The sequence below is a fragment of the Paenibacillus sp. NRS-1760 genome, assembly GCF_050467785.1.
In the GTDB taxonomy this organism is placed as follows: Bacteria; Bacillota; Bacilli; order Paenibacillales; family Paenibacillaceae; genus Pristimantibacillus.
The window spans coordinates 456,224-474,070 of record NZ_JBITPK010000014.1; the positions used below are offsets into that span (position 1 = coordinate 456,224).

At 44.0% G+C, this 17,847-nt stretch carries 22 protein-coding genes and 8 tRNA genes; 24 read left to right on the forward strand and 6 right to left on the reverse strand.

The window, feature by feature from the left end; genetic code table 11:
* Positions 1-22 precede the first annotated feature (22 nt).
* The 3 genes from cls (at position 23) to ACIFSR_RS21230 (ending at position 1,984) form a co-directional block, all read left to right on the forward strand.
* On the forward strand, positions 23-1,447 hold the full coding sequence (cls, locus tag ACIFSR_RS21220; protein WP_430059786.1) for a cardiolipin synthase: 1,425 nt from the start codon (positions 23-25) through the stop codon (positions 1,445-1,447).
* Positions 1,448-1,577: 130 nt separating this feature from the next.
* The gene (locus ACIFSR_RS21225) at positions 1,578-1,760 is read left to right on the forward strand and encodes a hypothetical protein (RefSeq protein WP_076271822.1); all 183 of its coding nucleotides are present in this window, start codon (positions 1,578-1,580) and stop codon (positions 1,758-1,760) included.
* Between the two features lie 41 nt (positions 1,761-1,801).
* Positions 1,802-1,984: an H-type small acid-soluble spore protein gene (locus ACIFSR_RS21230; protein ID WP_339204576.1), complete on the forward strand. Its 183-nt coding sequence runs from the start codon at positions 1,802-1,804 to the stop codon at positions 1,982-1,984.
* A gap of 94 nt (positions 1,985-2,078) precedes the next feature.
* On the opposite strand, the gene ACIFSR_RS21235 is transcribed toward ACIFSR_RS21230, so the two are convergent.
* Positions 2,079-2,390, reverse strand: coding sequence for a dehydrogenase (locus ACIFSR_RS21235; protein WP_339204575.1), 312 nt, complete (start codon positions 2,388-2,390; stop codon positions 2,079-2,081).
* A gap of 75 nt (positions 2,391-2,465) precedes the next feature.
* Positions 2,466-2,912, reverse strand: coding sequence for a cupredoxin domain-containing protein (locus tag ACIFSR_RS21240; protein ID WP_430059788.1), 447 nt, complete (start codon positions 2,910-2,912; stop codon positions 2,466-2,468).
* A 167-nt stretch (positions 2,913-3,079) separates the two neighbouring features.
* On the opposite strand from ACIFSR_RS21240, the gene ACIFSR_RS21245 reads away from it, so the two are divergent.
* The 6 genes from ACIFSR_RS21245 (at position 3,080) to ACIFSR_RS21270 (ending at position 8,674) form a co-directional block, all read left to right on the forward strand.
* Positions 3,080-3,688, forward strand: coding sequence for a DedA family protein (locus tag ACIFSR_RS21245; protein WP_076271826.1), 609 nt, complete (start codon positions 3,080-3,082; stop codon positions 3,686-3,688).
* Between the two features lie 65 nt (positions 3,689-3,753).
* Positions 3,754-4,320, forward strand: coding sequence for a thioredoxin family protein (locus ACIFSR_RS21250; protein ID WP_430059789.1), 567 nt, complete (start codon positions 3,754-3,756; stop codon positions 4,318-4,320).
* An 18-nt stretch (positions 4,321-4,338) separates the two neighbouring features.
* Complete coding sequence (locus ACIFSR_RS21255; RefSeq protein ID WP_339209736.1) at positions 4,339-4,992, forward strand: MBL fold metallo-hydrolase; 654 nt, start codon at positions 4,339-4,341, stop codon at positions 4,990-4,992.
* A 23-nt stretch (positions 4,993-5,015) separates the two neighbouring features.
* Positions 5,016-7,274 (forward strand): Tex family protein, encoded by a 2,259-nt coding sequence (locus ACIFSR_RS21260; protein ID WP_430059791.1) that lies wholly within the window; start codon positions 5,016-5,018, stop codon positions 7,272-7,274.
* 103 nt (positions 7,275-7,377) lie between these two features.
* Complete coding sequence (locus ACIFSR_RS21265) at positions 7,378-7,824, forward strand: RrF2 family transcriptional regulator (protein WP_339204571.1); 447 nt, start codon at positions 7,378-7,380, stop codon at positions 7,822-7,824.
* Between the two features lie 178 nt (positions 7,825-8,002).
* Positions 8,003-8,674, forward strand: a complete 672-nt coding sequence (locus ACIFSR_RS21270; RefSeq protein WP_076271830.1) for a nitroreductase family protein — start codon at positions 8,003-8,005, stop codon at positions 8,672-8,674.
* Positions 8,675-8,858: 184 nt separating this feature from the next.
* On the opposite strand, the gene cmpA is transcribed toward ACIFSR_RS21270, so the two are convergent.
* On the reverse strand, positions 8,859-9,011 hold the full coding sequence (gene cmpA / locus ACIFSR_RS21275) for a cortex morphogenetic protein CmpA (RefSeq protein WP_339204569.1): 153 nt from the start codon (positions 9,009-9,011) through the stop codon (positions 8,859-8,861).
* Positions 9,012-9,091: 80 nt separating this feature from the next.
* Positions 9,092-9,454: a hydrolase/acyltransferase gene (locus ACIFSR_RS21280; RefSeq protein WP_339204568.1), complete on the reverse strand. Its 363-nt coding sequence runs from the start codon at positions 9,452-9,454 to the stop codon at positions 9,092-9,094.
* Positions 9,455-9,585: 131 nt separating this feature from the next.
* Between ACIFSR_RS21280 and ACIFSR_RS21285 the strand changes: the two genes are divergently transcribed.
* From ACIFSR_RS21285 to ACIFSR_RS21335, 11 genes are all read left to right on the forward strand, one after another.
* A complete protein-coding gene (locus tag ACIFSR_RS21285; protein ID WP_076271832.1) occupies positions 9,586-10,065 on the forward strand; it encodes a SprT family protein in 480 nt (159 codons plus the stop codon).
* Between the two features lie 27 nt (positions 10,066-10,092).
* A tRNA-Asn gene (locus ACIFSR_RS21290) sits at positions 10,093-10,168 on the forward strand.
* A gap of 5 nt (positions 10,169-10,173) precedes the next feature.
* Positions 10,174-10,264 (forward strand) — tRNA-Ser (locus tag ACIFSR_RS21295).
* Positions 10,265-10,369: 105 nt separating this feature from the next.
* Positions 10,370-10,444, forward strand: a tRNA-Glu gene (locus tag ACIFSR_RS21300).
* A 56-nt stretch (positions 10,445-10,500) separates the two neighbouring features.
* A tRNA-Lys gene (locus ACIFSR_RS21305) sits at positions 10,501-10,576 on the forward strand.
* A gap of 49 nt (positions 10,577-10,625) precedes the next feature.
* Positions 10,626-10,710 (forward strand) — tRNA-Leu (locus ACIFSR_RS21310).
* Positions 10,711-10,890: 180 nt separating this feature from the next.
* Positions 10,891-11,208 carry a hypothetical protein gene (locus ACIFSR_RS21315; RefSeq protein ID WP_076267429.1) on the forward strand — a complete coding sequence of 106 codons (318 nt, stop codon included), beginning with the start codon at positions 10,891-10,893 and terminating at the stop codon, positions 11,206-11,208.
* A gap of 109 nt (positions 11,209-11,317) precedes the next feature.
* Positions 11,318-11,392 (forward strand) — tRNA-Glu (locus ACIFSR_RS21320).
* A 49-nt stretch (positions 11,393-11,441) separates the two neighbouring features.
* Positions 11,442-11,517 (forward strand) — tRNA-Lys (locus ACIFSR_RS21325).
* Positions 11,518-11,566: 49 nt separating this feature from the next.
* A tRNA-Leu gene (locus ACIFSR_RS21330) sits at positions 11,567-11,651 on the forward strand.
* A gap of 165 nt (positions 11,652-11,816) precedes the next feature.
* Positions 11,817-12,056: a helix-turn-helix domain-containing protein gene (locus ACIFSR_RS21335; protein WP_339204567.1), complete on the forward strand. Its 240-nt coding sequence runs from the start codon at positions 11,817-11,819 to the stop codon at positions 12,054-12,056.
* A gap of 52 nt (positions 12,057-12,108) precedes the next feature.
* Here the strand turns inward: ACIFSR_RS21335 and ACIFSR_RS21340 are convergent, their stop codons facing one another.
* A complete protein-coding gene (locus tag ACIFSR_RS21340) occupies positions 12,109-12,684 on the reverse strand; it encodes a 50S ribosomal protein L25 (protein ID WP_430059795.1) in 576 nt (191 codons plus the stop codon).
* A 366-nt stretch (positions 12,685-13,050) separates the two neighbouring features.
* On the opposite strand from ACIFSR_RS21340, the gene ACIFSR_RS21345 reads away from it, so the two are divergent.
* The 4 genes from ACIFSR_RS21345 to ACIFSR_RS21360 are packed head-to-tail and all read left to right on the forward strand — an operon-like array spanning position 13,051 to position 17,390.
* Positions 13,051-14,232, forward strand: a complete 1,182-nt coding sequence (locus ACIFSR_RS21345) for a glycosyltransferase family 4 protein (RefSeq protein WP_430059797.1) — start codon at positions 13,051-13,053, stop codon at positions 14,230-14,232.
* Positions 14,232-15,329, forward strand: coding sequence for a glycosyltransferase (locus ACIFSR_RS21350; RefSeq protein WP_430059799.1), 1,098 nt, complete (start codon positions 14,232-14,234; stop codon positions 15,327-15,329). Before ACIFSR_RS21345 ends, ACIFSR_RS21350 begins: the two co-directional genes overlap by 1 nt.
* Entirely contained in the window at positions 15,322-16,401 is a 1,080-nt protein-coding gene (locus tag ACIFSR_RS21355) for a mannose-1-phosphate guanylyltransferase (protein ID WP_430059801.1), read from the forward strand. The genes ACIFSR_RS21350 and ACIFSR_RS21355 overlap by 8 nt, the downstream gene beginning before the upstream one ends.
* Positions 16,402-16,427: 26 nt before the next feature.
* The gene (locus ACIFSR_RS21360; RefSeq protein ID WP_430060417.1) at positions 16,428-17,390 is read left to right on the forward strand and encodes a DUF1861 family protein; all 963 of its coding nucleotides are present in this window, start codon (positions 16,428-16,430) and stop codon (positions 17,388-17,390) included.
* A gap of 14 nt (positions 17,391-17,404) precedes the next feature.
* Here the strand turns inward: ACIFSR_RS21360 and ACIFSR_RS21365 are convergent, their stop codons facing one another.
* A complete protein-coding gene (locus ACIFSR_RS21365) occupies positions 17,405-17,743 on the reverse strand; it encodes a L,D-transpeptidase (RefSeq protein WP_076267434.1) in 339 nt (112 codons plus the stop codon).
* Positions 17,744-17,847 lie beyond the last annotated feature (104 nt).

Genomic DNA, 17,847 nt, shown 5'->3' on the forward strand with positions numbered 1-17,847 from the left:
GAAAATGAGGTGTATTTTGACAATGGGGTTCATTTGGCTCTCGGCAATATTAATCGTATATATTATTCAGCTAGCTGCGGTTTTTGTGATGGAGCATCGTCGTCAAGCACAGTTGACTGCATGGCTTCTCATTACATTTATGTTCCCGTTCATAGGTTTTATAGCCTATATTATGCTTGGGAAAGACTTTGTCAGACGCAGGCGTTTGGAACGATTTAAGCAGGAGACTATACGCTATGCGAATCAATTATCCAAGCAGGTTACAGAGGCAGCGGATATGGAAAATGAGCAGGTTGAGGCACAAAAGAAATTGTTTGCCATGCTCACTGGCCTAGCTCCGTTTCCGATTACCGGTAATAATGAAGCATTCGTTCTGAACAACGGTGTTGATACATACGAGGAGATATTGAGAGAGCTGAGGCGAGCGACCCATCATATACATATGGATTATTACACGATTAGAGATGATGAAATTGGAAAACGTTTCTTGCAGGTGTTAACGAGTAAGGCGAGGGAAGGAGTCCAGGTACGAGTCGTATATGATGGGATAGGAAGCCTGCATTTAGGTGATAAGTATATCGAAGAGCTTCACCTTGCAGGAGTACGGACAAGCTGCTTTTTACCGCCGCGCATCGCCTTTTTTGACAGAAAATTAAATTATCGCAATCATCGCAAAATCGTTGTAGTAGATGGGATCGTAGGTTTTATCGGTGGGATCAATATCGGTGATGAATACTTAGGCAAGGACCCGAAGCTGGGCTTCTGGCGGGATACCCATTTGCGTTTAAAAGGGGACTCCGTATATTACCTGCAGGAGCTGTTCATGAACGACTGGGCTTTCGCGGCAAAAGAAGAGCTGGATGGTAAAGCGTATATGATGCCGCATCATTGCCTAGGAAATGAAAGGGTGCTGATGGTCTCAAGTAAACCGGGACAGCATGCTCATAAGATTGACGAGGTCATGTTTGCTGCGATAACAGCGGCTTTGACTAGGATATATATAACGTCACCTTATTTTATCCCTGATTCCAGCCTGCTTATGGGCCTCAGAACTGCTGCACTCAGCGGGGTAGATGTGAGATTGATTATACCGGGCATTGCGGACTCCAAGCTCGTCCTGCTTGCCACGCTATCCTATATGCAAGAGATGCTGGATGCGGGAGTGAAGGTTTATCGTTATGAGAAAGGATTTATTCATTCGAAGGTGATGATTGTAGATCATATGCTGGCCACTGTTGGAACAGCAAATGTAGATATGCGCAGCTTGCTAAGTAATTTTGAGCTGAACGCGGTGCTATTTGACGAAGGGACGATTAAGAAGCTGGAAACGGATTTTATGGAGGATTTGAAGCATAGCCGAGAATTGGACAAAAAGACCTTTATGAATCGCCCGAATCGACAAAAGGCAGCAGAAGCATTACTGCGCATGTTATCGCCGCTGCTGTGAACGATGCATGCTTGACTGCATTTTCGGGCATATTTTTCGAAGGTGGATAAACCTTGTTATTACCGCCGCGAATGCGAAATCAGGCCTACACGGTATACGTATTCGCCAAAACAATTGGGAGGGTATAACTATGACTGATACAAACGACGAGCAAAAACAAGAGGCGGCAGATCCGAAGCATGAGGGTCGAGAGGATTATTTTATGGATATCGACAGGATGGTTAATGAAGGATTGGGCGGCGGCAATGTAACGCTGCAAAACGGCCTTATTGACGAGTCAACAACAGATACGATGGAACGTGAATCCAGATAACAATTGTTCAAAGAATTTATAAAAAAGGAGGGGTAAGCAGTATGGACGTAGCACGCGCGAAGCAAATATACGAATCAGAACAGACAGTTAAAGTTCATCTGGATGAGGATTCGGTCTGGATTGAAAATGTCGACGAGGCGAATGGGATGGCAACAGTTATGGTCGGCAACAATCCTGTGAACACAAAGACGGTATCCTGTGACCGATTGAAGGAAGAAGGTTAATCGTTACAAGCTAAGCAACAAGCAGCTGCACAGAAAAAGAGGCAATCCCAATAATATATGGGAAAGCCTCTTTTTTGTTTATCCAATAACCATCTTAACCGCCAAAAGCTTCTCTAAACGCGATACAAAGCTGATTGCGATCGACTTCCCATAACTCGGCAATTTCAGCGCTGACATTCTCTTCCCACCAGTCGCATTGGATCTTCCGATTGTCTTTATTTTCGTGAACCCAGATCAGGTTGACAATAACCTTTTTAAAATAAAGTTTTTCTGCTTGCTCCATTTTCTCTTTGGACACCCAAACTTTCAAACGCTTCACGGTGCGGTATAGCTCGTTGCTGCAGGCTCTGCGAATTTTACGCGCAGTCGGTAAGCCGGCTGTATGTTTTGGCGCGTTAGCTTTCATTATAGACCGACTCCTCTCTACCCCATATGTATGCGCCCGGGGAGAAGGAGGTCACTCATTCCAGCTGTTTGCCTGCTAATCTACTGTGATATAACCAACCATTGGTCCGCCGTGGCGCATATCAGTATGGGTCAAGCATAAAATAGGATAAGTTCCCTCCTTTTTGGCAGTGAATCGTACAACCGTCGTTTTGCCTTTTAGTACTTCACCCTTTATGTCAAGACCTTCAATGACAAAGGGATGGCTTGCCCCACTTACACCACTAATATGCAGCTCAGTTAGTTCATTCTTTTGGACAACAATTTGACCCGGATCCCAGCGATACATTTCATGCTCTTTGCCGTCAGCAGTTTGTGACTTGTATTCAACCGTAACAATCTGGAAAATTCGCGGCTCTGACGGTTGTCCATCTACCTCTTTTGATCTGTCCCAGCTTAAGTAAACGCCGGTGAAAACGATAAGGACTGCAACTACAATAAACAGTTGAATTTGTCGTTTACTTACAATAAAGACCTTTGACATGAAACGCTCACCTCATCCATTCGTATCATTTAAGGCTAGTCTATGCAGGGGCTTGTCAGCACATGACAAAAGTGGAAGGTTGTCTGTATCGTATGTTAGAATAGCTTCAGCGCAGCAAAAGCAAGCGAAAGCCATATTTTATGCAGGAAGGCGGATTGAGAACAGGAATGGATTTTATTCATGAAGTATTGGACAATGTATTGCAATGGGTAGAGAGTCTAGGGTACTTTGGTATTTTGATCGGACTATTGATTGAAGTTATACCAAGTGAAATTGTGCTCGGCTTTGGAGGTTATCTCGTATACAAAGGGGATATTTCCTTCTGGGGGGCAGTGTTGTTCGGTACGTTAGGTGCAATTGGACAAAACTGGATTTTATATTGGATTGGCAGATATGGCGGACGGCCAATCGTCGAGAAATACGGTAAATATATAAAGATCAAACAAAAACATGTAGATATTTCTGAAAATTGGTTTAACAAGTATGGCGTAGGCATCGTGTTCACTGCACGTTTTGTCCCAGTAATGAGACAGGTTATTTCAATTCCAGCCGGTATGGCAAGAATGAATTTTGGATTATTTACATTGCTGACTGCACTTGCATCTCTGCCATGGTCTATATTGTTTATTTATCTAGGCAAATCACTTGGTGAGAACTGGGATAAAATCGATGAGAAAGCTGCGCCTTATGTACAGCCTGCTATTCTTATCGCAATTGCACTCCTTATTATTTATGTCCTTTTCAAATTTGTACGCTCACGCCGCAAATCGGTATAATAGAACAGTCAACCTTGCATTTTTTTCTGATGAGCAACCATTAAATAGACGAAAGAGGGATTCATATGAGCAAAAGCATTGCAGATAAACTGGGCAAAGGAATAAGCCCGCAACAATTTATTGACGGCATGACCAAAAATAAAGAGCAGTTTTTGGATTGGTCGGAAAAGTTCGTTTGGACTGATGAGAGCGACAAGGAATATTTCGATTCGCTTAACAATCGTGATGATCTTCGTGTATTGATCCTGATGGCTGATTGGTGTGGCGATGTTGTACGCAATATTCCTGTTGTATTCAAAGCGCTTGAGAACAGCGGCGTGCCGATTGACGTGCTCATTATGGAAGAGCATCTCGACACGATGGATCAATTTTTGACACTTGGCGGCCGTTCTGTACCTGTCGTTATTGTTGCGGATACAGGCGGAGCAGTGCTAGGTAAGTGGGGACCGCGTCCTACTCATGTTCAGGAAGCTATGCTTGCGTTCAAAAAAGAAAATCCAGACCGTGAAGCAGCCGACTATCAAGAGAAGCTGGCGATTACAAGACAGGAAATTGGCCGTCGTTATGGAGAAGGAACTGGATATCAATCCGTTATTGTGAAAGAGCTCCGCACTTTGTTGGAGTCATTTTAAACGAATATGAGTGAGAATATGAAGATTGAAACTTTTACATTAGGTCCCCTGCAAACGAATGCTTATCTCATCACGGTGAAGGAGCCTGCAACGGTAAATGGTGAAGAGGCGCAGGAACGCGGCATCGTGATTGATCCAGGAATGAATCCACGCAAGCTGATTGAGCGTCTTAAAGGCGTGAAGGTGGAGGCAATTCTATTGACTCACGCTCATTTCGATCATATGGGCGGAGTGGATGAAGTGCGAAAGCTCGCTGACTGTCCTGTGTACATACATGACTTGGAGGCAGACTGGCTAACGGATCCGCGTAAAAATGGTTCAATGAGATGGCAGGATGTAACGCCTCCGCTCTCAACGGATCTCGCTGAATATGCGCTCGCGGAAGGTCAAACCTTATCGCTGCTTGGATTGTCTTTCCGAGTCATGCATACACCGGGGCATTCTCCCGGCAGCGTAAGCTTCCTGCACGGCAACCATCTGTTCTCAGGCGATGTGCTATTCAAAATGTCAGTTGGCCGAACGGACCTGCCAGGTGGACGTGAACGTGATTTATATGACTCCATTCGCTTGAAGCTGTACAAACTAAACCCAGAAGTCATTGTATATCCAGGACATGGCGGACGTACGACGATTGGTTTTGAAATGGCGAACAACCCATATACGGGTGCATGAAGCATGAGGAAGGGGCATGACGTTTGGCGGATACAAAGGTACAGCATTTTACAGATGATGTAGAAGAAAATGCGGGAAAATCGAAATTGACAGTGGAACAGAAAGCTGCCGAAAGTCAGCGAATCATTACTGGAATAGCTGCACAGTTATCGATCCCGGTAACAAAAGTGAAATCTGCAGTAGGCTTGCTTGATGAGGGCAACACCATTCCATTTATCGCGCGTTATCGCAAAGAGATGACAGGTGAGCTAGATGAAAATGATCTAAGAGCAATCGAAGAGAAGCTGCAATATATGCGGAACCTGGAAGAGCGCAAACGCGAGGTTATTCGTCTAATTGATGAGCAAGGCAAACTGACTGAAGAGCTGCGCGCTTCGATTACCCAATCGGTGAAGCTGCAAGAGATAGAAGATCTATACCGGCCATATCGGCAAAAGCGGAAGACTCGTGCGAGCGTCGCGAAGGAAAGAGGACTGGAGCCGCTATCAGAATGGCTGTGGTCACAGCCGCGCAGCGGTGATCCGCTTGTTGAAGCTGCTCGTTATGTGAACGAGGAAAAAGGTGTACCGACTGCTCAGGATGCTTTAAATGGAGCTTCGGACATCATTGCCGAAAATATTGCCGATGATGCATCTATTCGTGCTTGGGTTCGCAAATTTACATTTGATCAAGCGCTAATCAAGACAGAAGCAAAAAATGCTGCTGAGGAAACGGTATACGAGATGTATTACAGCTATCAGGAGCCGGTTCGAAAGCTTCCTCCACATCGTGTTCTTGCGATTAATCGTGCTGAACGCGAGGATGTGCTGCGTGTTGCCTTTGATGTTCCTACGGAACGCATTCATGAGCATATCCAGAGAAAGCTGCTTAGAAACGGAACTGCGCAATCTGTACGCGATGTGCTTGTATCGGTCATTGAAGACTCGTATAAGCGTCTTATCTCACCATCTATTGAGCGCGAGGTTCGTGGCGAGCTGACAGAAAAGGCAGAGGAGCATGCCATTTCCATTTTCTCTGAAAACTTGCGCAATCTGCTGCTTCAACCGCCCGTTCGCGGCAATATCGTGCTCGGAGTTGATCCGGCTTTCCGCACCGGTTGCAAACTCGCAGTCATTGATGATATTGGCAAGCTGCTGGAGGTCGCGGTATCTTATCCAACTCCTCCGAACAACAAAGTGGCTGAAGCTGAGAAGCTCATCAATGGTTTAATTGATAAATACAAAGTAGAATTGATCGTTATAGGCAATGGAACAGCCTCACGTGAGACGGAGCAATTTATTGCCGACTTAATAGGCAAGCGCAAGGCGGCCGGAGCGGGCGGTGCTGAGCTTAAGTACATAATTGTCAACGAAGCAGGCGCAAGCGTTTATTCGGCCTCTAAGCTCGCTCAGGAGGAGTTTCCGGCGCTAGACGTCGCAGAGCGCAGCGCAGTGTCGATTGCCCGCAGATTGCAAGACCCGCTTGCAGAGCTCGTTAAAATCGAGCCTAAAGCAATCGGAGTTGGACAATATCAGCATGACGTTAGTCAGAAGCGCCTCGATGAGACGCTTGGCGGTGTAGTTGAATCAGCGGTTAACCATGTTGGCGTCGATGTGAACACAGCATCAGCATCCTTGTTATCCTACGTGGCGGGCATTAATGCTACAATTGCTAAAAATATCGTGAAATATCGTGACGAAAACGGACGCTTCATTAAACGAAACCAGCTGCAGAAGGTACCGCGTCTTGGCGCAAAATCATATGAGCAATGTATTGGTTTCTTGAGAATTGCTGAACCAGTCAATCCTTTAGACAGCACGCCGATTCATCCGGAATCTTATGAGGTTGTAGACAAGCTGTTTAGTGAGATGGGCCTTAGCCTTAAGCAGTTAGGCTCAGAGGAGCTAAGAACAAAGCTTGCGGAGCTAGACGTAGATCGTATCGCGCCAACGCTTGGCGTGGGCGTACCTACTTTGCGGGACATCATGGATAGCTTGCTTCGTCCGGGTCGCGACCCGCGTGAAGAGCTTCCTCCTCCGATTTTCCATACTGATGTACTCAATATCGAGGATCTGGCTCCAGGAATGGAACTTCACGGGACAGTGCGGAATGTCATCGATTTTGGTGCGTTTGTCGATATCGGCATCAAAAATGATGGGCTCGTTCATATTTCACAGCTCAGCGATAAATTCGTTAAACGTCCGATGGATGTTGTATCTGTCGGTGACACGGTTACGGTATGGGTGCTTAGTGTTGATTCGAAAAAAGGCCGAGTAAGCTTGACGATGCGCAAGCCTAACTAACGCTTTCCATATATAAAGGGCTTGCCTGTTAGGAGGCAAGCCCTTTATAATTTAACAAGTGCATGGGCATCGCCTACTACCCTACAAAAGGAGTGAGATGACTATGAAGACAGAAAAGGCAAGCGGATCGACCCATTCAAAATGGTTTGGACTCGCTTTGCAGGCACTCGTTATTTTATCGCACAAATCAGAATGTTATCCAAGTGCGGCTATTGCCGGCTGCTTGAACTCGGAAGCAACACAATTGCGGAAAGTGCTGGCTAAGCTGGCTGCTGGGCAATTAATTGAAACAAGAGAAGGCCGTGATGGAGGTTATAGGCTGAAACGCCCTCCAGAGGCGATATCGCTCGCTGAGGTGTACATTGCTCTCAAAGTAGGAGAACCTCTCTGCAGCGGCATGCTGGATACAATCAGCCTGCATGATGCTGGATTGAATATGAAATCAGCATTCATGGATATTGCAAATGAGATTGAACAGAATACGATCGAAACACTGCAGCAGTTTACAATTGCGCAGCTTGCTCAAAAAACATTGCCTAATTCTTCTTAAAAAGTAATTTAATTTACTAAAGTTAGTCGATTGACAAAAATATCGACACGACCTATACTGTGTATATAAATGATACAGTTCATCTTTCATTAACTGTGCCCTGCGAAGCACAGTATATTCGCGAGATTAACTGAGTAGAATCTTGCACAGATAAAAATTTTCCTTTGGAGGGAACCATATGACAACAACTCAAAGCAATTCACAAGAAACTCAAACGAATGAACAATTGAATGCAACTTTCTTTGATGTTTTAAATAGCCGTCGTTCTGTACGTGAATACGACAGCAGTGCAGTAATTTCTGAGGAAGAAATCAGAGACATTCTTGCAACTGCGATCAAAGCGCCATCTTCATCGAATATGCAGCCTTGGCGTTTTCTCGTTGTAACTGATCCTGAACTGAAGCAAAAGCTACTTCCCATCGCATTTAACCAAAAGCAGGTAGCTGCTGCATCAGCGATTGTTATTGTTCTAGCTGATTTGGAAATGTACACGTTGTCCGAAAAAATTTATGGATCTGCGATTGAAGCAGGTTTCATGACTGAAGAAGTGGGCAACAACTTTATTGCGAATTCTACGAAAATGTACTCAGCTTTGCCAGCAGAGCGCTTGAAAGAAATCGTTGTATTTGACACAGGCCTAGTGGCGATGCAGCTTATGCTGACAGCTCGTGCTAAAGGGTATGATTCCGTTCCTATGGGCGGATATAACCGTGATCAAGTGATGGAACTGTTTAATATTTCGGATCGTTATTTGCCGACATTGATGCTTCCAATCGGCAAAGCAGCAGTAGAAGGCCGTGAAACAACTCGTCTATCAGTTGATGATGTTACATTTTTCAACAAATTTTAATTTATCGATAACTAAACAATTACAAAAAAGCGACCCTTAGAAAATGGGGGTCGCTTTTGTTATTCTAACGATAAGTAATTAGGAGTTCGCCATTGCATTCTGCTTTAATTCACCGTTTAAACGAGCTAATCCCTTCAAAGTATGGCAACAGCCGTATACGGTTATGTGGTTGGGCAGAGATTCATTACTGAAATTCGGTGAATTCGGTTCCGGTGCCTTCTTCCTTTGAACCTTGTTTGTTGCGGTAAAAATACCAGCAGTCATTAAGCAGCTTAATTTGTCTGCGATCTTTCTTTTGAAATGCACGCATCATTTGATTGCACAGCCACTGTGGCATACCTATCGTTCTCCTTCCCCAGGCCTAACTTGTTGTAATACTACAATATGGGGAAGGGCGTGTGTCCGTGCAGGTCCTACCTATATACTCTGTTCTTCTTCATACTCTTCGTACCACTGTTCAAGCTGAGCTTGCAGAGCGCGAATTTCTGTTAAAAGCGAAATAAGCGGATAGGACTTCTCTTGAACGCCGGCAAAATCCTTCTCAAGGCTGTTGATGTAATCCAGGCCCGAGACGATATTAATGGAATTGTCGTGAAGCTCAACATCGTTGCACTCAGCTACAGCATAAGGCAATACTGGAACATGCTCTGCCGTTAGCTTGTCAATTTCTTTATGAAGCCGGAGGTTAAGCGCGCTTAGCTGATAAGCGTGCGATTCAGGCATTTCCACGAAAAAGATGATGTCATTTTGTTTCAATAGGACGTAGCGCATAGTTGCCATAATAATTATTGATCTCCCCTTTAGTTTGTTACCGTAGATATACTGTAAATTTTCTGCACATTTAATAATTCCTACTTGACAGTGTAGCCTATGCCAGCTTTAAAATTCAAGTAGTTGGGGGAGAATAATGAATGAATAATGAGGCGCTTCAGCAATGGGTTGAGCATATTTCGATAACCTTTTTTAATCGTCCGTTTTTACATCAAGCTACATTCAACAGCCGACTTAAAGCAACAGGAGGACGCTACTTCACAAGGTCCCATAATATTGAGATCAGTCCTCATCAGCTTTCGGCTTTCGGGCATGAAGAAACCGAGAAAATTATTAAGCATGAGCTTTGCCATTATCACTTGCATATATTGAAGCGGGGGTACCAGCATCGCGATATTGAATTCAAACAGCTGCTGGCTCAGGTAGGCGGCTCACGCTATTGTCAGTCCTTGCCTGAACGCGCGCAGCGTAAGCAGCAGCCATTTCGGTACAAGCTTATTTGTACCAAATGCGGGATGGAGTATCTGCGCAAAAGGAAGATTGATCCGGCTAAATACGCTTGTGGAAAATGTCGCGGAAAATTAGTGTTAAAAGTGATTGACAATCAAAGTAGTACATGATATATTATTACTTGTCACTTTTACTTTTCCCTGATAGCTCAGTTGGTAGAGCACTCGACTGTTAATCGAGTTGTCACAGGTTCGAGTCCTGTTCGGGGAGCCAGATTTGGAGAGATACCCAAGTGGCTCAAGGGGACCCTCTGCTAAGGGGTTAGACTGCGTAAGTGGTGCGAGGGTTCGAATCCCTCTCTCTCCGCCACATTTTTCTCACAAGTGTTTGCAACGGGAAGACCGTTCATCCGGTCTTTTTTATTTGCCACAGTGGTTGCAGCATCGTGGAAATCTCATTTGAAGTGTTCTGTATGGCCCGTTGGTCAAGTGGTTAAGACACCTCCCTTTCACGGAGGTAACAGGGGTTCGAGTCCCCTACGGGTCACCAATTATTCACACAAAAAAATGTACTAGCTCTTCGGAGCTCGTTTACAATTACAGCGAGAGCCATTAGCTCAGTTGGTAGAGCACCTGACTTTTAATCAGGGTGTCGAAGGTTCGAGTCCTTCATGGCTCACCATTTTCTTGATTAAGAAGATGAGAGCGATGAACGTTCGACTTATAAATGTGCGGTAGTGGTGGAACGGCAGACACGCTATCTTGAGGGGGTAGTGTCCCATGGACGTGCAGGTTCAAATCCTGTCTACCGCACCATAACTTACTCTTTGCCGATGTATATAGGTGAACTTAGAAGGTGTCATTTTGCATGCACTTTTCTGATAGATGATGCCACTTTATATTCAGATCATAAATCTGACTAGAGAGTGGTTTTTTCGTTATAAGTTGCTCGAGCCGTGAAAACAGATGCATCATTAGAGATGAGGAGCTGTAAACATGAAAATAAACTTAAACTTTACGAACAAGGGACAAGCAGCGATTAGCAAATTTAACAACGAGGAATTGCTTGAGATTTTCGCACGGTACAGCAATACCTTAATGAAAAAATACTCAATCGAAGTAACTGTACCTGCAGAAGGCAATGAAGCGATTATCGAAAGAGGCAAATTGTCCGTATTTGTGGACAAAATCGAATGTGACGTTGAAACCTTCTTCAAAGAATTGGGAAGAGACGTTAAGGTGCCGCTTAAGAAAAGACTTACGCCTGAAGACAAGTTAGACAATGTATTTAAGGCTGAAACGATTGAATCGTAAGGCTAAAATTATATTTTAAAAACTTGAGAAAAAATGCTTGAACTTCTGATGATAAGCTGATATAATCATTTTTGTTGTCTCAAGCATATTTGTTCTCTTAGTTCCAGACGGCCCGTTGGTCAAGTGGTTAAGACACCTCCCTTTCACGGAGGTAACAGGGGTTCGAGTCCCCTACGGGTCACCATTAATCCTCAAAGTGTACCAGCTCTATGGAGCTCGTTGCAATCACACGAGAGCCATTAGCTCAGTTGGTAGAGCACCTGACTTTTAATCAGGGTGTCGAAGGTTCGAGTCCTTCATGGCTCACCATTTTCTAGAGTAAGAAGATGTGAGTGAAGGATCGTACAATTTACAATGTGCGGTAGTGGTGGAACGGCAGACACGCTATCTTGAGGGGGTAGTGTCCAATGGACGTGCAGGTTCAAATCCTGTCTACCGCACCAAAGTATATAAATCGTACGGCTCTAGAGATAGAGCCGTTTTTTTGTGTGTTCTAACAAAAAAAAAGCTCTACTTATCGTCATATTTAAAAAGTGGGAATACTAGAGGTTGGAATAGTTGATTATATATTCTGACCGTTATATATTTATCGAAGTGGGGGTGTACAAATGCCGGGGGTTCATAGTAATTTAAAAGAAATCATGAGAGCTAAAGATCCAAACCTATCGATAAGGCAGCTTGCCAAAGATATTGACTATCATTTTGATTCTGTTCGGAAGATGTATAAGGATGAGATGGTTCAATATCCGCGGGATCTGTTATGGAGGTTATGCAAATATTTTGATGTAAGTCCTGGACAGTTTATTGTAGTCGTTCATGATGATAAAGATATAGATCCAGATAAATAAAAGGGAACCCTGTACATTTTGTATAGGGTTCCCTTTATTATTTATATGACGATTATGCGGAAGCAACTTCTTCTTCGGCTTGTGCTTGCGAGATTTTAACTAACATCGCACCAGGATCGGACAAAACCTCGATACCTTCATGGAAGGAGAGGTCAGACACTAGTAAATGATCTCCTATTTTAAGGCCGCTAATATCTACCTCGAATGCGCTGAGCAGATTGTCTGGCATGCAGCGAACCTCTACTTCGTACATCTCAACTTGAAGCATTCCGCCTTCTTTGACACCTGCTGGTTCTCCGGAGAAATGAATCGTTACTTTCGAATCTAAACTCATATTCATATTCAATTGATAGAAATCAACGTGAACAATTTTATTGCTTAGCGGATCTCTTTGTATATTTTGAATTAATACTGGCTTATTCCCTTTTTCCGGAATAGCTGCATTTAAAATAGCGCGCGGGTTGTGCTTTATGACTGATAATATTTCTTTCTCAGCGACGATAACAGAAATGCTGCCGACATCCTTGCCGTATACAATAGCTGGTACCTGTCCTTGCTTTCTTAATAGATTAATCTTAGATTTGCTTAAATCGACCCGTTCGTTTAACTGGATAGTATTGCTCATCATTTGTTGCCTCCTAATCGAATGGGGTACTGTCAAACCGACAATAAAAAAGACTGATTAGCAATAGAATGTCTAATCAGCCCGCTAACGACCATATTTTCTTGTCATATGTTAATTTTATCACAAGTTCTCTACTTGTCAAATCAGCACAAATCCCGTTCGATTGACAAGAAAATATGGTCGTGTTAAGGTTTAAACAGCAGATAGGAGCGGAATTGCAAGAAAAGGCAGCAACTGAAAGCTGTTAAGTGGTAACACTGGGATAGCTAAAAACCAAAAGCATATCGTTTAATCTCGGAAATAAAGACATCTTTATTTCTTTTTTTTATTTTCATTTGTAAATATTTTAAAAATAAGGGAGCGATTTCATTGAAAAAAGTTTTAATCAAGCGGAATATAGCATTTTTGGGAACGAGCTTGCCTAGAGAATGCGGATTAGCTACTTTTTCTCAGGATCTGATGAATGAGATCGAACAAATTCAAGATTTTAATGCACCACGCATGATTGCGGTTAACAACAATAAGTCCTATGCGTACAGTAATCAGGTGATGGCTCAGATTGGACAGCACAATCGTACAGATTATAGCAAAATAGCAATTGATCTTAATCAATCTAATATAGATATGTTAGTCATTCAGCATGAGTTCGGTATTTACGGCGGGGAAAGCGGAGAATATGTTTTGGATTTGGCAGCGAAGCTCAAAATCCCGTTTATCGTTATTTTTCATACCGTATTGTCCGAACCGAGCGAGAAGCAGCGTTTAATTATGAAGCAGCTGGCGGAGCTAAGCTATAGGGTCATTACGATGGCCCATACCAAAATACATGATTTGCATGAGGTTTACGGTATAGCGCTTGAAAAGATAGAGATGTTCCATCATGGGGTTCCGGTCGTTGCGACCGAATCTAGAAATGAGCTTAAAGAAAGGTTCGGGTATACGAATCGGCAAATCATTTCAACATTCGGTTTTTTAAGCCCAGGCAAAGGGATTGAATATGCCATAGAGGCCATGAGCGGCGTAGTGAAGAAGCATCCGGAAGCACTTTATATGATTTTAGGTAAAACGCATCCTGTTGTGAAACAAGAGGTTGGAGAAGTGTACAGAAAGAAGCTGACAGACCTAGTAGAGAAGCTTGGCCTTCAGCATCATGTTACGTTTGTTGATAAGCATCTGACGCAGGAGGAGGTTGTTCAATCTCTTGTATTGTCGGATATTTATATGACGCCTTATCTTGGCAAGGATCAAGCTGTAAGTGGAACGCTAGCATTCGGAATTGGTTACGGTAGGGTGATTATTTCGACTCCATATCGCTACGCTGTTGAGATGCTGGCTGACGGAAGAGGATTGCTCGCAGATTTCCACAATTCCGCATCATTAGAAAACCATATTGTAACGATATTGGACGATCCGAATCTAAAAGCGGAGATGGAGAGCAAGACGCTCGCTTTAGGCAGTACAATGATGTGGAATGAAGTCGCCAAATCTTACGCGGTACTTTTCCGTGAAACGATGGCACGTCATTATGTGTTAAAAGGGAGTGCGGTTTAATGGGAGTAAGTATGATCAAGCCGTTATCCATGAATTATTTACGCTCATTAACAGATGATACAGGCATCTTCCAGCATACTAAATTCGGCATTCCAGACCGTTCCAAAGGTTATACCTCCGATGATAATGCAAGGGCTTTGATTGCTGCAGTTATGCTCAATAAGCGCATTAGGGACAAGGATTCCTTGAACCTTATAAATACGTATTTGGCCTTTATTCATCATGCTCAAAATGAAGACGGCAGCTTTCGAAACTTTATGGACTACAACCGTTTGTTCATAGAAAAAACAGGCTCTGAGGATTGTCTGGGGCGCTGTTTGTGGGCGCTCGGATTTACACTTTCGGAGACATCCGTCCCGCATAATGTGCAAAATACATGTAAATATATGATCAATCAGGCGCTGCCGCATGTGCGGAGCTTGAGATCGCCAAGAGCGATGGCTTATGCAATTATCGGCTTAACTTCAATGATGCAGACGGAGAACGCGCTCCGTTATAAGTTCCCATATCCGAATATGGAAAGCGATGACCCAGCCTTTCTTCCAGAGGCTCAAATCGTTTCGTTAATTGAGGAATTAGCGATGAGGCTGCATACGCAGTATCAAAGCAATAAAGGAGAGGGCTGGCAGTGGTTTGAGGATCGTATTGCTTACGGCAATGCGATGCTGCCTTGGGCGCTTTTCAAAGCATCACATTTTTCGCATAAAGAAGCATTCAGACAAACTGCTAAAGAAAGCTTGGACTTTCTAGCCTCAATAACTTTTGCAAAAGAAGGTTATTTCAAACCCGTGGGCAGTCATGGCTGGCTTGATAGAGGCGGAGAAGCAGCGTTATATGACGAGCAGCCGATAGAAGCTTGCGAGATGCTGTTAGCCTGCTTAGAGGCATACAAGACGTTAGGGAAGGAAGCCTATCGCGAGCAAGCTTCCTTATGCTATGAATGGTTTCATGGGCGGAACTCCCGTCATGAATCGCTAATAGATGCAGAGACCGGCGGCTGTTATGATGGCATACATGCAAGCGGCCTGAATTTAAATCAAGGCTCGGAAAACATTGTTTCATACTGCATGGCTCATGAGGTGATGCATCATGAATAAATTTGCTGCGATTCTCGCAGGCGGAGGCGGAACACGTTTTTGGCCTTTATCCCGGCAGGAGCTGCCAAAGCAGCTGATCAATATAAGCGGCACCGACATTATGCTCAATGATACGATTGAACGCTTTAACGGCGTTATTCCGATGGAAAACACGATCGTAGTAACGAATCGCACCCAAGCGGTGCTGCTCGAGAGAATCATGCATAAGAGTGTTCAGCACGTTAACATTCTGGTAGAGCCTGTTGCCAAAAATACGGCGGCGAGCATACTCCTTGCAGCTTTATTTATTGAGAAAAACCATGGTGATTCTCTTATGGTCGTATTTCCATCCGATCATCATATTACCGAATCGGATAACTTTAAGAAAACATTGAATGATGCTTGCATCGTGGCTATGGAGACAAACAAGATTGTTACGATTGGCATCAAGCCTACCTTTCCTTCAACTGGCTATGGCTATATTTCTTGCAAGAAAGACTCTTTCATTAAGGAGCCTTGTCACGTTTATGAGGTAGCCGAATTTGTCGAAAAACCTAATTTTGCAAAAGCGCAATCTTATCTTCAATCCGGTCATTATTTGTGGAACAGCGGTATGTTTATTTGGAAAACCTCCTGCATCATTGATAATTTTAAAAGGTTTCTTCCGAGGCTCTTTAAAACAATGCTCCCTTTAATTGCGTATATGGGCACGGAGCGCGAAGAGGAAATGATTAATGAGATTTATCCTTTGCTGCAAAACATTTCAATCGACTATGGGATTTTAGAACGCAGTGACGAGGTTGTCGTTATTGAAGGCGATTTTGGATGGAATGATATTGGAAGCTGGGATGCGCTTGGCGCGATATTTCCTCCAGATGAGCATGGAAACATTGTCAAAGCGAATTACGTAGGCATCGACACACAGAACTCCATCATCTACGGCGATGACCGGCTCATCACTACAATTGGAATTGATGGTCTGATTATTGCGGATACCAAGGATGCGCTGCTGATATGTGCCAAAGACAAGGCGCAAGAGGTAAAGGAAATCGTTAGAATTTTGAAGGATAAGGGAATGCACGAATACGCCTAAGAAAGGCTCACATTCAAATGAACCCCATGATGAAGCTCGAATGGATAACGAAAACATGCAAAGAGCTGCTGCTAGAATATGAGCCTGCTCAAAAACAAGGCACGAAGCTTTATTTTGCTGGCGTTGGGGACCGCGATGTTTACAATATTACTGCTCCATTCTTGAATGAGGGGGAGCTTTATATTGCCGGCCGTGTGGAAGATCGCCATTCGGAGGAATCCGAGATTATCTTTTTTACATGCAAAGATGGAATCTGGACTCCGAAGCTGGATTTGCCTAAGTTTCAGCTGCAGGATCCCTTTATTACGAAAATTAACGGCGAATGGATCTTCGGCGGTGTCCATCTTTATTTTGACTCTGAAACATCGAGGTCGATCATAGGCTGGAAAACCGTGCTTTACCGAGGAGAAAATTTGCATGAGCTTGTACATGCTGCAACAGGCCCTTGGAACATGAAGGATATTCGCTTAACACAATTATCTGACGGGAAGATCGGTATTTTTTCGAGACCATTTGGGATTGAAGGCACGAGAGCTGTAATCGGCTTTAGCATCATTGATTCCTTTGAGGAGTTGTCGGAAACAGCTATTATTAATGCTCCATTGTTTCGTGATCAATTTCTAAAGGATGAATGGGGAGGGGCAAATGAAATTCATTTGCTCAAAAATGGGTATCTCGGCGTATTAGGCCACATCTCTTATACGGATGAGGAGTCCAATCTTCATTATCATGCGATGTCATTTGTTCTCAATCCTTGGACGAGAGAGAAGTCACCGGTCAAAATCATAGCAACAAGAAACGACTTCCCTGAGGGCCCGGCTAAACGCCCGAATTTAGTTGATGTAATCTTCAGTGGTGGACTGGTCCGCAAGGCTAACAACCGAGCGGAGCTCTATGTGGGAGCTAGTGACACGGAGGCGTATTACATCGATATTGCAGACCCGTTCACGGAGTACGAAGCGATGAAGCAAGATGAAGCTGAAAGCTAAAGCTGGCTGCTAGGCTAAGGGCGAATGGTAACACGCGTGCCAATAGGCACTATTTTGGACAAGGCGAGTACATCATCGTTAAACATTCGGATGCAGCCGTGTGAGACGATATGTCCGATGGAAGAAGGATCGTTTGTGCCATGGATGCCATAATGCGGCTTCGAGAGCCCCATCCAAAAGGCGCCGAACGGTCCGCCGGGATTGGGCTGCTTATTAATAATCGTAAATTCACCTGTAGGCGTTTGAGTTACCATTTTGCCGATGCCAACGGGAAAAGCTTGAGTGACGACGTCGCCGTCCAGCAGATAGAGCTGACGATCGGAAAGATCGATGATAATACGGTAGTCGGGCATGGGGGACTCACTCCTTTTCTCCTATGTTATGTAGAGCGGCAGCGGTTTGCTTCAAAGGATTTAGGCGCACCAAAAAAAAGAGAGCCTAAGGATGTCTCCTAGGG

Excerpts from the sequence above, each read along its gene's own strand:
- cls (WP_430059786.1), top strand. The coding sequence starts at position 23 with ATGGGGTTCATTTGGCTCTCGGCAATATTAATCGTATATATTATTCAG.
- ACIFSR_RS21225 (WP_076271822.1), top strand. The coding sequence starts at position 1,578 with ATGACTGATACAAACGACGAGCAAAAACAAGAGGCGGCAGATCCGAAG.
- ACIFSR_RS21230 (WP_339204576.1), top strand. The coding sequence starts at position 1,802 with ATGGACGTAGCACGCGCGAAGCAAATATACGAATCAGAACAGACAGTT.
- ACIFSR_RS21235 (WP_339204575.1), bottom strand. The coding sequence starts at position 2,390 with ATGAAAGCTAACGCGCCAAAACATACAGCCGGCTTACCGACTGCGCGT.
- ACIFSR_RS21240 (WP_430059788.1), bottom strand. The coding sequence starts at position 2,912 with ATGTCAAAGGTCTTTATTGTAAGTAAACGACAAATTCAACTGTTTATT.
- ACIFSR_RS21245 (WP_076271826.1), top strand. The coding sequence starts at position 3,080 with ATGGATTTTATTCATGAAGTATTGGACAATGTATTGCAATGGGTAGAG.
- ACIFSR_RS21250 (WP_430059789.1), top strand. The coding sequence starts at position 3,754 with ATGAGCAAAAGCATTGCAGATAAACTGGGCAAAGGAATAAGCCCGCAA.
- ACIFSR_RS21255 (WP_339209736.1), top strand. The coding sequence starts at position 4,339 with ATGAAGATTGAAACTTTTACATTAGGTCCCCTGCAAACGAATGCTTAT.
- ACIFSR_RS21265 (WP_339204571.1), top strand. The coding sequence starts at position 7,378 with ATGAAGACAGAAAAGGCAAGCGGATCGACCCATTCAAAATGGTTTGGA.
- ACIFSR_RS21270 (WP_076271830.1), top strand. The coding sequence starts at position 8,003 with ATGACAACAACTCAAAGCAATTCACAAGAAACTCAAACGAATGAACAA.
- cmpA (WP_339204569.1), bottom strand. The coding sequence starts at position 9,011 with ATGCCACAGTGGCTGTGCAATCAAATGATGCGTGCATTTCAAAAGAAA.
- ACIFSR_RS21280 (WP_339204568.1), bottom strand. The coding sequence starts at position 9,454 with ATGGCAACTATGCGCTACGTCCTATTGAAACAAAATGACATCATCTTT.
- ACIFSR_RS21285 (WP_076271832.1), top strand. The coding sequence starts at position 9,586 with ATGAATAATGAGGCGCTTCAGCAATGGGTTGAGCATATTTCGATAACC.
- ACIFSR_RS21315 (WP_076267429.1), top strand. The coding sequence starts at position 10,891 with ATGAAAATAAACTTAAACTTTACGAACAAGGGACAAGCAGCGATTAGC.
- ACIFSR_RS21335 (WP_339204567.1), top strand. The coding sequence starts at position 11,817 with ATGCCGGGGGTTCATAGTAATTTAAAAGAAATCATGAGAGCTAAAGAT.
- ACIFSR_RS21340 (WP_430059795.1), bottom strand. The coding sequence starts at position 12,684 with ATGATGAGCAATACTATCCAGTTAAACGAACGGGTCGATTTAAGCAAA.
- ACIFSR_RS21350 (WP_430059799.1), top strand. The coding sequence starts at position 14,232 with ATGGGAGTAAGTATGATCAAGCCGTTATCCATGAATTATTTACGCTCA.
- ACIFSR_RS21355 (WP_430059801.1), top strand. The coding sequence starts at position 15,322 with ATGAATAAATTTGCTGCGATTCTCGCAGGCGGAGGCGGAACACGTTTT.
- ACIFSR_RS21360 (WP_430060417.1), top strand. The coding sequence starts at position 16,428 with ATGATGAAGCTCGAATGGATAACGAAAACATGCAAAGAGCTGCTGCTA.
- ACIFSR_RS21365 (WP_076267434.1), bottom strand. The coding sequence starts at position 17,743 with ATGCCCGACTACCGTATTATCATCGATCTTTCCGATCGTCAGCTCTAT.